Annotated in this window: 13 protein-coding genes; 11 read left to right on the plus strand and 2 right to left on the minus strand. The window is 65.1% G+C overall.

The genetic code is table 11. The annotated features are described in order from the left end of the window. Window positions 1-19 precede the first annotated feature (19 nt). Window positions 20-514, minus strand: coding sequence for an FBP domain-containing protein (locus B5520_RS21530; protein WP_079599109.1), 495 nt, complete (start codon window positions 512-514; stop codon window positions 20-22). A 352-nt stretch (window positions 515-866) separates the two neighbouring features. On the opposite strand from B5520_RS21530, the gene B5520_RS21535 reads away from it, so the two are divergent. The 6 genes from B5520_RS21535 (at window position 867) to B5520_RS21560 (ending at window position 7053) form a co-directional block, all read left to right on the plus strand. Then, window positions 867-1958 (plus strand): iron-siderophore ABC transporter substrate-binding protein, encoded by a 1092-nt coding sequence (locus tag B5520_RS21535; protein ID WP_079599110.1) that lies wholly within the window; start codon window positions 867-869, stop codon window positions 1956-1958. A 10-nt stretch (window positions 1959-1968) separates the two neighbouring features. Then, window positions 1969-3048: a FecCD family ABC transporter permease gene (locus tag B5520_RS21540; RefSeq protein WP_079599111.1), complete on the plus strand. Its 1080-nt coding sequence runs from the start codon at window positions 1969-1971 to the stop codon at window positions 3046-3048. 23 nt (window positions 3049-3071) lie between these two features. Continuing rightward, a complete protein-coding gene (locus tag B5520_RS21545; protein WP_079599118.1) occupies window positions 3072-4145 on the plus strand; it encodes a FecCD family ABC transporter permease in 1074 nt (357 codons plus the stop codon). A 1-nt stretch (window position 4146) separates the two neighbouring features. Further along, window positions 4147-4962, plus strand: coding sequence for an ABC transporter ATP-binding protein (locus tag B5520_RS21550; RefSeq protein ID WP_079599112.1), 816 nt, complete (start codon window positions 4147-4149; stop codon window positions 4960-4962). Further along, the gene (locus B5520_RS21555; RefSeq protein WP_079599113.1) at window positions 4959-5999 is read left to right on the plus strand and encodes a siderophore-interacting protein; all 1041 of its coding nucleotides are present in this window, start codon (window positions 4959-4961) and stop codon (window positions 5997-5999) included. The genes B5520_RS21550 and B5520_RS21555 overlap by 4 nt, the downstream gene beginning before the upstream one ends. Window positions 6000-6207: 208 nt before the next feature. Further along, a complete protein-coding gene (locus B5520_RS21560; RefSeq protein ID WP_079599114.1) occupies window positions 6208-7053 on the plus strand; it encodes an SGNH/GDSL hydrolase family protein in 846 nt (281 codons plus the stop codon). On the opposite strand, the gene B5520_RS21565 is transcribed toward B5520_RS21560, so the two are convergent. After that, entirely contained in the window at window positions 7050-7337 is a 288-nt protein-coding gene (locus B5520_RS21565) for a YciI family protein (RefSeq protein WP_079599115.1), read from the minus strand. The two genes, B5520_RS21560 and B5520_RS21565, sit on opposite strands and share 4 nt — an antisense overlap. Before the next feature lie 58 nt (window positions 7338-7395). On the opposite strand from B5520_RS21565, the gene B5520_RS21570 reads away from it, so the two are divergent. The 5 genes from B5520_RS21570 (at window position 7396) to rpsN (ending at window position 9686) form a co-directional block, all read left to right on the plus strand. Further along, a complete protein-coding gene (locus B5520_RS21570) occupies window positions 7396-7875 on the plus strand; it encodes a MarR family winged helix-turn-helix transcriptional regulator (protein ID WP_079599116.1) in 480 nt (159 codons plus the stop codon). 45 nt (window positions 7876-7920) lie between these two features. Next, a complete protein-coding gene (locus tag B5520_RS21575) occupies window positions 7921-8709 on the plus strand; it encodes an SGNH/GDSL hydrolase family protein (protein ID WP_079599117.1) in 789 nt (262 codons plus the stop codon). A 265-nt stretch (window positions 8710-8974) separates the two neighbouring features. After that, complete coding sequence (gene rpmB / locus B5520_RS21580) at window positions 8975-9211, plus strand: 50S ribosomal protein L28 (protein ID WP_015938871.1); 237 nt, start codon at window positions 8975-8977, stop codon at window positions 9209-9211. Beyond that, entirely contained in the window at window positions 9211-9378 is a 168-nt protein-coding gene (gene rpmG, locus B5520_RS21585) for a 50S ribosomal protein L33 (RefSeq protein ID WP_013602737.1), read from the plus strand. Before rpmB ends, rpmG begins: the two co-directional genes overlap by 1 nt. 2 nt (window positions 9379-9380) lie before the next feature. Next, window positions 9381-9686, plus strand: a complete 306-nt coding sequence (gene rpsN, locus B5520_RS21590; RefSeq protein ID WP_009358853.1) for a 30S ribosomal protein S14 — start codon at window positions 9381-9383, stop codon at window positions 9684-9686. Window positions 9687-10264 lie beyond the last annotated feature (578 nt).

The following is a 10264-nucleotide window of genomic DNA, read 5'->3' on the forward strand; positions in this document are numbered from 1 at the left end:
ATCCGGCCGGCCGGGTACGTTACTTGGCCTGGACGCGGCCCAGGAACTGGGCGGTCCGGTCCTTGAGGCCTTCGATCTGGCGGAGGACGACGGCGGCGGGTTCAGGGTTAATCTCGTTGGCCGGCGGTTCCTTGCGGACGTTGCCGCAGCACAGGAAGTCGGCGCAGATGAGGGTGCCCACTGTGTTCCCGTCGCGGCCGGACTTGCCGGCGCGCCTGGCCACCCACAGCAGCACGTCCTCCTTGGAGAAGACGTCCCGGCAGAGTTCGCAGAGCACGGAGCGGTTTTTCCGGGCGCCGCCCTCGGGGGCGCGCAGCATGATGCCGGTTAAGCCTTGAAGGCCGGGGACTACAAGATAGCCGCGCAGGGGCATCTTTTCGTCGCGCCAGCCCAGGAAGTCGAGGTTATCCCAATCAAGGGAGTCGAAATCCTTGGGCAGGCTGAGCTTGGCGGCTTCTGAACGGCTGGCATTGATGAACGAGGATCGGATTTGTTGGGGCGTGACTGATTGCATGCCTGAACTTTCGTAAGAGATGGGACCCAAAAACAGGGTGAGGAAACGAGGAGTCAGTCATTCCCCGCGGAGCAGGCCGCAACGGCCGCCCCGCTTTCCATGGCAACGGCGGCGCTGAAGGCCGGGCGCGTGCACATCTCTCTGGTTCCCATCTTTTCTGCCAGCTGGTTGGTCCGTGTATGGAACCAGCACTGTCATCCTGCCAAAAGGGGCATCGCCTGTCCAAGGCAGCGACACGCACCCGGTCCTGTGTCCTTCGTCACCTTGGGGAATAAGTTACGAAAACCTTGCGTAATGCAGCGGAGGCTAGGCTAGCCTTACTTAGGTTCGCTTCATTCATCTAAGGAGTTCCGTGACTTCCCCCCTCTTCACCGGCCTCAGTGCCACCCGCCGCACGCTGTTCTCATCAGCCGGCAAGGCGACGGCCGTTCTGGCCGCAGCGGCGCTCTCCCTCTCGGCATGCGCCACCGGCCCCGCGTCCTCCACCACGGACGCCAGCGCGTCAAGCTCCAGCAGCGCGCAGTTCCCGGTCACCATCGAGCACGTCTTTGGCAAAACCACCATCGAAAAACAGCCCACTCGGGTAGCCACAGTTTCCTGGGTCAATGACGACGTCGCCATTGCCCTGGGCGTAGTGCCTGTGGGTGTCCCCAAGAACGAGTGGGGCGGCAACGACCAGGGCTCCACCCCCTGGAAGGACGCAGCCCTTGAGGAGCTCGGCGCCGGCTTCGGTTCCGACAAGGCTCCGGCCCAGTACTCAGAGGCTGACGGCATCAACTTCACCGAGATCGCCAAGCTCACCCCGGACGTCATCCTGGCCGCCTACTCAGGACTGACCGAAGAGGACTACAAGAAGCTCAGCGAGATCGCACCCGTGGTGGCCCACCCTGAACTTGCATACGGCACTTCCTGGCAGGACTCCACGTCCATCATCGGCAAGGCCCTCGGCAAGGATGCCGAAGCCACCAAACTTATCTCCGACACCGAGGCCACCATCAAGGAGGAAGCCGCGAAGTACCCGCAGATCGCCGGCAAGACCTTCATCTACGGCTACGCCCTTCCCTCAGACCCCACCCAGACGGGTATTTACACGGCCAATGACAACCGGCCCAAATTCCTTTCCGCCATCGGGATGAAGCTCGCCCCGGCCGCCGAGCAGGCCTCCGAAGGCTCCAAGGAATTCTTCGTGCCATGGTCTGCCGAGAAGGTCAACGAGCTGGAGTCGGACATCTTCCTCAGCTCCGTAGAGGACGCCAGCGAGGCGGACGCCATCAAGAATGATCCCCTGTTCGGCCAGATTCCGGCCGTCAAGAACGGGGCCTTCGTCGCAGACGCGAACAAGAGCCTGGTCCTGGCGATCTCCGCATCCTCCCCACTGAGCCTGCCCTGGGCACTGGACACCTTCCTGCCGCAGCTGGCCACCGCAGCGGACGCAGTGAAGTAAGCACCGTTCCATGACGCACAGTACAACGACGGCGGCCTCCCGGGAGGGGGACGCGGGCACCCCGGTGCCGGCGAAAGGATCCCGCCACCCCGCTTCCGGGGGAAAGCGGGCTGCCTGGCTGCTGGCCGCCGTCGTTGTACTTGCGCTCCTGGCCGCGGCCTCGCTGGCCGTCGGCGCCCGCGGTCTTCCCCTCGGCACCGTCTGGGATGCGCTCACGCAGTTCGATCCCGCCAACGGCGACCATGCGGTGGTCCACGCCCGCATCCCGCGCACCGTCCTTGGCCTGCTGGCCGGCGGAGCCCTGGGCCTTGCCGGTGCTGCCATGCAGGGTGTGGCCCGCAATCCGCTCGCCGATCCCGGCATCATGGGCGTCAACGCGGGCGCCGCGCTGGCCGTCGTCACCGGCATTTACGTTTTTGGTGTGGCCACTCTCTCCGGCTACATCTGGTTCGCCTTCATCGGGGCGGCAATCGCCGCCGTCGTGGTCTACCTCATCGCCTCCCTCGGCAGGGAAGGCGCCACCCCCGTGAAGCTGGCCCTCGCCGGCGCCGCGCTGAGCGCAGGCCTGTACTCCCTGATGAACGTCATCCTGGTCTCCAGCCAGGACACCCTTGACCGTTTCCGCTTCTGGCAGGTGGGCGGCGTGGCCGGCCGGGACTGGTCAGTGGTCCTGCCCGGGGTTCCCTTCCTGGCCGTCGGTGCCGTCATCGTGCTCCTGACCGGCCGTATCCTCAACAGCCTGGCGCTCGGCGACGACATCGCCCGCGGCCTCGGCCAGCGGGTTGGCCTGGTCCGCGCCGTGACCGCCCTGGGAATCGTGCTGCTGTGCGGGACAGCCACCGCGCTGGCCGGTCCCATCGGGTTCGTGGGTCTTGTTATTCCGCACGCCGTGCGCTTCCTCACCGGCCCCGACTACCGGTGGATCCTGCCGTTCTCCCTGGTGGCGGCTCCCGTGCTGCTCCTGGGTGCGGACATCATCGGCCGCGTGGTGCTCCTCCCCGGTGAAGTTCCCGCTGGCATCATGACCGCCCTCGTCGGCGCGCCTGTGTTTGTCTGGCTGATCCGCCGCGGCAAGGGGGCCGGACTGTGAGCATCACCCAGACTTCCCGCGAGATGGCACTTGACGGCAGTCCGAGAGGGAAACACCCCCGTTATCTGCCATCTCGGGTACTGAACCGGACCGCGGTGCTGGCCGCCGCCGTCGTCATCCTCTTCGCCGTGTCCGTCCTGCTGGGCAGCTACACCGTGACCATCCCCGACTTCTTCAAGATCGTGATCGCCCACCTCACCGGCGGCGACAAGATCCCGGGCGCCAGCTTCATCGTGATGGAAAACAAGCTGCCGCGGGCGGTCATCGGCACCATGATCGGCGTCGCCTTCGGCTTGGCCGGCGCGCTGTTCCAGACAATGCTCCGCAACCCGCTGGCCAGCCCCGACGTCATCGGCATCAGCTACGGCGCCAGTGCCGCCGCCGTCATCGCCATCGTCATCTTTGGTGCGTCCGGCGCCGTCGTTTCCGGGGCAGCCCTGGCCGGCGCCCTCGCCGTGGCCGCTCTGATCTACGCCATCTCGACAGGCGGCGCGATCCGGGGGACCAGCCGCGGGAACGCGGCCGGCAACCGCCTGGTCCTGGCCGGCGTCGGCATCGCCGCGGCCCTGCACGCGGTGGTCAACTTCCTGATGACCCGCGCAGACATCCGCACCGCCGCCGACGCCCTCGTCTGGCTCAACGGATCCCTGAACTCCGCCAACTGGGACCGCGCCGGCGTCCTGTTCCTCGCCCTCGTGGTCCTGGTCCCGGCCGTGGCCGTCATTGCTGGCCCGCTGCGGATCCTGGAGCTGGGCGACGACGCTGCTGCCGGCCTGGGCATTCGGGTCAACGCGGCACGCCTTTCGCTGGTGATCATCGCCGTGACGCTTGCGGCAGTGGCGACGGCGGCGGCAGGCCCGGTCTCGTTCGTCGCCTTCCTGGCCGGGCCCATCGCCCGCCGCTTCACCGGCAAAGCCAGCCTCCCGGCGTCGGCACTGGTAGGCGCCCTGATTGTCCTCGCGGCAGACTACTTCGCCGCCAACCTTGCCCCACTGCTGCTGGACGGCACGGTCCTGCCGGTGGGCGTCATCACCGGTGCGCTTGGTGCCCCGTTCCTGCTGTGGCTCCTGGTCACGGCCAACCGAAAGGATGCCTGACGTGGCTGTTCTCAACGCCAAGGACCTGACGCTGAAATACGATCAGCGCTGCGTGGTGGACGGCCTCAGCGCCGAGATCCCCGAGGGCAAGGTGACCATGATCGTGGGCGCCAACGCGTGCGGGAAATCCACCCTGCTCCGGGGCCTTTCCCGGCTCCTCAAGCCCGCGGCCGGCACCGTGACGCTGGACGGCAAGGACATCCACGCCCGCCCGGCGCGGGAACTGGCACGCACCCTGGGCCTCCTGCCGCAGCACCCTACCGCCCCCGACGGCATCACCGTCCGCGACCTGGTGGGCCGCGGACGCTACCCGCACCAGGGCTTCTTCCGCAGCTGGAGCGACAAGGACGACGCCGCCGTGCAGCGCGCGCTGGAAGCCACCGAGACGCTGGCCCTCGCCGGGCGCGACGTGGACGAACTCTCCGGCGGCCAGCGGCAGCGGGTCTGGATCGCGATGGCCCTCGCCCAGGAAACCGACGTCCTGCTCCTCGACGAACCCACCACCTACCTGGACCTCGCGCATCAGGTGGAAGTCCTGGACCTCGTGACGGACCTGAACCGTAAGCGCGGCACCACGGTGGCCATCGTCCTGCACGACCTTAACCTTGCCGCCCGGTACGCGGACAACGTCATCGCCATGAAAGGCGGCGCCGTAGTGGCCGTCGGCAACCCCCTCGAGGTGGTCACCGAAGACCTGGTGCGCAACGTCTTCAACCTTGAATCCCGTGTCATTCCGGATCCTGTATCCGGAACCCCCCTGATCATTCCCATCGGCCGCCACCACGTCCCCGCCACTGAACTGGAGCTTGTTTCATGAAGACCCGAGAAGTTGCCTCCACCGAGCCGATGACCCTGGCGTTCGAGGTCACCGTATCCTCCGTCCAGGAACTCAGCCCCAACTTCCGCCGGATCACGTTCGGCGGCTACTCGCTCCGTGATTTCGGCGTCCACGGGGAAACCCTTGACCTGCGGGTCAAGCTCATGATCCCGTCGCTCGCCGCTGACGGCACCGCGCTGCCGCTTCCGGCCTTCGAGATGAGCCAGGCCGGCTGGTACCGCGAATGGCTGGAGATGGACCCGGCTGTGCGCGGGTCAATGCGCACTTACACTGTCCGTCAGGCCCGGCTGGACGCCGTCTACCCCGAAATCGACGTCGACTTTGTAATGCACTTCGATGACCACGGCAACGGCGGCCCCGCGGCCAACTGGGCCCTCAACGCCAAGCCCGGCGACGCCATCACCATCATCGGCCCCAACAACCGTGCCGCCCACTGCGTCACTGCCGAAATCTACTCCGGCATCGAGTGGCGGCCGGGCCTCGCCCAGCGTGTCCTCCTCGCGGGCGACGAAACAGCCATTCCGGCCATCTCCGCCATCCTGGAAAGCCTGCCGGAGTACATGACCGGGCACGCGTTCCTCGAAGTTCCGGAGGCCGGCGATTTCCTGGAGCTCAGCTCACCTGCCAACGTCGAGATCACCTGGCTGGCCCGCGGCGCTTCGATCGGCCGGTCCCGCCCGCACGGGCAGTTGCTCCAGGACGCTGTCCGCAAAGCCGTTCCCGTGCCCGGCTGGGTGGGGCTCAAAGAGGTCGACGGCGGCGCCGGCCCCGAGCCCGAAGACGTCAACGTGGACGAGGACATTCTCTGGGAGACCCCCACCCGGATGGAAACTGCTGAGATCCAGGCGACCAAGAACCCGGACATGCCTGCCGGTGCCATGCCCTTCTACGCCTGGATCGCCGGCGAAGCGGCAGTCATCAAGGACATGCGCCGCTACCTGGTCCGCGACGTCGGGATTGACCGGAAGCAGGTGGCCTTCATGGGGTACTGGCGGCAGGGCAAGGCCGAGGGCTAACCCCGGCGGTTGCAGGCTGCGCCGCAACCGCCGGCTTGCCGTCGCTTAGACACCTCCTTTCACTCCGTTCCGGCCGCGGGCGGCCTTCACTGCGCTCCAGTCGGCGATGCGCTCCTACGCAAGCCACCGGCCGCGGCTACGTGTGTTCGTCACCTTTGCTTCACCTTGCCTTTCCCTGCGCTCTTCTTCTTCTGGCTAGGTTGGGCTGGTGCCTGCTCAACCTTTGCTTCCTGAGTCCGGGCGGCGGGTCTTTGTTGCTCTTGGGGACTCTTTTACCGAGGGTGTGGGGGACCGGGATGAGCGGTTGCCCAACGGGGTCCGGGGGTGGGCCGACAGGGTGGCCGAGAAGCTGGCCAAGGCGCAGCCGGGTTGGAAGTACGCGAACCTGGCGATCCGCAGCAAGCGGCTCCGGCACATTATCGACGAGCAGCTGGAACCTGCGCTGCAGATGAAGCCCACTTTGGTCACGCTGTATGCCGGCGGCAATGACATCCTGGACCTGAAAACGGATATGACCGCCCTCATGGCCAGCTACGAGCAACTTGTGGCGCAACTGGCCGGAACCGGAGCCACGGTGGTCCTGTTCACCGGCTTCGACGTGAAGGTCTCCGCGCTGCTCGAGCCGCTCAAGAAACGCAACGCGTTCTACAACCAGCAAGTGCGGGCCATCGCCGCCAAGTACGGTGCCGTGCTGGTGGACTATTGGTGCCTGGACGCGTTCCATGACCGGCGGATGTGGGACTCGGACCGGCTGCACATGTCAAAGGCCGGGCACAAGTACTTGGCCGGGCAGGTGCTGGACCAATTGGGAGTCCCCCACAAAATCACACTCAAGGACTGGGAACCGCCAACGCGGCTCACCCTGCGGGAGTGGGAACAGCGGCAACGGCGCTGGATCCATGACTGGGTCCTGCCACTCTTCGGCCGGAAGCTGCGGGGTGTCACCCTAGGTGACGAACTTACGGCGCGCTGGCCGAAACCGGTCAAGGTGCCCCGGAAGGGCGGGCTGAAGAAACTGGTGGCAGAAGACCCTGCCGGCGTGGCTGAAGGCTAGCTGTCCAGGAGGATTTCGTAGCCCGGCGCCACCCGGGCGGCGTGGAACTCCACTACCTCGAAGTCCGCCACCCCATTCGTATAGAAAGGGTCCAGCTTCAGGGAGGCGTCCAACGTGGCCCGGTCCGCCTGGGAGAGCAGCAGGCCACCCGTGCGGGGGACCTTCCGGCCGGCAGCGATAAAAACGCCGTCGTCAAAAGCCTTCTGGAGCCAGCTGATGTGGGCGTCATTGTGGAAATCGACGATGTCCTGCGGAACCCGATAAGTCAGGGAGACAACATACATCCGCCCAGCCTACCGGCACGGTCATCGTCGGTTGAAGGATCAATCGTAGAATAGGGACATGACCGAACCGCGCTGGCTGAACGCCGACGAACGACGTGCCTGGCTGGCCCTGGTGAGCATCAACACCCTGCTGCCGGCAGCCCTCGACACCAAGCTTCACGCCGAAGGCAAGTTATCGCTCTTCGACTACACGGTCCTGGCCATGCTCTCCGAGGCGGACGAGCGGTTCCTGCCCATGAGCGAACTCGCCGCCCGCAGCAGCGCGTCCCTTTCCCGGCTCTCGCACGTGGTGACGAAGCTGCAGAAGCGGGGCTGGGTGGAGCGCCAGCCCCACCCCCACGATGCCCGTGTCACCATCGCCCACCTTACGGAGGAGGGCATGGCCACCATCGTTGGCCTGGCGCCCGGCCACGTTGAAGCGGTACGGGACCTCTTCCTCGACGCCCTGTCAGAGCAGGACGTCCTCGATCTGGCGCGGATCGGTGAAAAAGTGGTGGGACGCCTGGACTCCGACCATTGGATCCTGCGCGAAAGCTAGCCCAGCCGGTTGGTTGCTTCCAGCAACGGGTGGCAAACTAGCCGGATGGACTTCACTTCCCGGTTCGTGGCACTCGGCGATTCCTTCACTGAAGGCGTGGGCGACGACGACTCCACCCGCCCCAACGGTGTCCGTGGCTGGGCCGACCGTGTTGCCGAGCAGCTTGGCGAGGCCGACCCGGGCTTCGGCTACGCCAACCTCGCCATCCGCGGAAGGAAGCTCCGGCAGATCCTCGCTGAGCAGGTGGACGCCGCCGTCGAACTTAAACCCACCTTGGTGAGCATCTACGCAGGTGCCAACGACATTCTCCGCCCGCGGATCGACATCGATGACCTCCTTGCGGAGTACGACGACGGCATCCGCAAGTTGGCTGCCACGGGCGCAACCGTGGTGATGTTCACCGGATTCGACGCCCGGGGCTCCAAAGTGTTCGGCACCATGCGCGGCCGCACCGCGATCTACAACGAACTGGTCCGCGGCATTGCCGGGGACCACGGCGCCCTGCTCGTGGATTACTGGCGCTTCAGCGAGTACTACGACTGGGGCATGTGGGCGCGGGACCGGATGCACATGTCCGCAGCCGGGCACGCGAACATGGCCAAGCGCGTCATGGAGGTGCTGAAGTATGACCACTCCATCGACATCCCGCCCATGACTCCGGTGCCGGAACTGCGTGGTGCCGAGGCCTTGCGCGCCAACGCCCAGTGGTTCCGGGAGTACGCCGGTCCCTGGGTTGTCCGCCGCGTTACCGGCAAGTCCTCCGGCGACAACCTGTCGGCCAAGTACCCGCAGCTCACACGCCTCGAGCCGGACCCGGTCAGCGGAAGCCGCTGACTCGGCTGTTTCCGGTGCCGTGCTTATACACCCATTCGTCCCGGATTGGTCTTTAATTGCGCGAACTCGTAGACTTGGTAGGCGCTAAGTGCGCGGAGCGTGCGCAATTGCTCCGGTTGCCCGGTAATTTCTCCAGGGTGGCCGGTAGTTAGGGGCTCAAGTTGCGTGACTAACCGTTCGCCCTTCTTTATTTTTGGGTCGCCCTTAGCAGCATGGTCCAGCAGCAGATATGCGGATCATTACTTTCAATTCTTGAGGAGAAGTCATGGCAGCACACTGCCAAGTGACCGGGGCCGAGCCGGGCTTTGGGCACAGCATTTCGCACTCGCACCGCCGCAACAAGCGTCGGTTCGATCCGAACATTCAGAAGAAGCGCTACTGGGTTCCGTCCCTGCGCCGTAACGTCACGCTGCAGGTCTCTGCACGTGGCATCAAGACCATCGACGTTCGAGGCATCGACGCAGTCGTCGCCTCTATCCTGGCTCGTGGGGTGAAGCTCTAGTGGCTAAGGACAAGGACGTACGTCCGATCATCAAGCTCAAGTCGACCGCGGGCACGGGTTACACCTACGTAACCCGCAAGAACCGTCGTAACGACCCGGACCGTATGGTTCTGAAGAAGTACGACCCCAAGATCCGCCAGCACGTCGAATTCCGAGAGGAGCGCTAAACATGGCTAAGAAGTCCAAGATTGCTCGCAACGAGCAGCGCAAGGTCATCGTAGAGCGTTACGCTGCAAAGCGCCTCGAGCTGAAGAAGACCCTGGTTGACGAAAACGCAACCGACGAAGCACGCGAAGCAGCCCGCCTGGGCCTGCAGAAGCTGCCCCGCAACGCGTCCCCGATCCGTCTGCGTAACCGCGACATCATCGACGGCCGTCCCCGCGGTACCTTCCAGAAGTTCGGCATCTCCCGTGTCCGCTTCCGCGACATGGCCCACAAGGGCGAACTTCCGGGCATCACCAAGTCTTCCTGGTAATCCCGCGCAGCTGACTCCAGCTGTTTGAGAAGGGCCGGCAACCATCATGGTTGCCGGCCCTTCTTTGCTTTAACGCCGCATGGCTCCCGGTGATTGGACCTGTGTACCACCTGTGCTGCAGCACACATGGACCAATTACGACGGCGGGCGCTCGTCCAGGTGCCTCCGCGGCCCGTTCTGCCGCGGAACCGCGCGGATTTTCGGCCTTTGGAAGGGGGGTTTGCGGTGGGGCCGGAGTGCGTGTATTGTTTTCTAAGTCGCCGCGAGGGGGACAGCGAAGAGCTGATCACCGCGGGCGGCCAAACCCCCAAAATCTAAACCAAAATCTGGTGGCTCTTCAGGGCGCTGGAAAGCGGTGGGGATGGTTTTCCTGCCGGCGTGGATCCTGGAACATGGATTTGCGTCGGGGTGGAAGATCGGGTAAGTTTGGAAAGTTGCTCCGGAGCGAGCCGCGGCCTTGAAATTGGTTGTGGTGGTGCCGGGTGTGTCTGTTGTTTGAGAACTCAATAGTGTGCCAAGTTTGTTGATACCGATTTGTTTTTATGGATTGGTTGAATTTGCCGGGCCTGCCGCCCCTG

It is taken from the genome of Arthrobacter sp. P2b (genome assembly GCF_900168295.1).
GTDB lineage: Bacteria > Actinomycetota > Actinomycetes > Actinomycetales > Micrococcaceae > Arthrobacter.

What these genes read in the sequence shown, in the direction of transcription:
- B5520_RS21530 (WP_079599109.1), bottom strand. Translation starts at nt 514, where the DNA reads ATGCAATCAGTCACGCCCCAACAAATCCGATCCTCGTTCATCAATGCC.
- B5520_RS21540 (WP_079599111.1), top strand. Translation starts at nt 1,969, where the DNA reads ATGACGCACAGTACAACGACGGCGGCCTCCCGGGAGGGGGACGCGGGC.
- B5520_RS21545 (WP_079599118.1), top strand. Translation starts at nt 3,072, where the DNA reads ATGGCACTTGACGGCAGTCCGAGAGGGAAACACCCCCGTTATCTGCCA.
- B5520_RS21555 (WP_079599113.1), top strand. Translation starts at nt 4,959, where the DNA reads ATGAAGACCCGAGAAGTTGCCTCCACCGAGCCGATGACCCTGGCGTTC.
- B5520_RS21565 (WP_079599115.1), bottom strand. Translation starts at nt 7,337, where the DNA reads ATGTATGTTGTCTCCCTGACTTATCGGGTTCCGCAGGACATCGTCGAT.
- B5520_RS21570 (WP_079599116.1), top strand. Translation starts at nt 7,396, where the DNA reads ATGACCGAACCGCGCTGGCTGAACGCCGACGAACGACGTGCCTGGCTG.
- B5520_RS21575 (WP_079599117.1), top strand. Translation starts at nt 7,921, where the DNA reads ATGGACTTCACTTCCCGGTTCGTGGCACTCGGCGATTCCTTCACTGAA.
- rpmB (WP_015938871.1), top strand. Translation starts at nt 8,975, where the DNA reads ATGGCAGCACACTGCCAAGTGACCGGGGCCGAGCCGGGCTTTGGGCAC.
- rpsN (WP_009358853.1), top strand. Translation starts at nt 9,381, where the DNA reads ATGGCTAAGAAGTCCAAGATTGCTCGCAACGAGCAGCGCAAGGTCATC.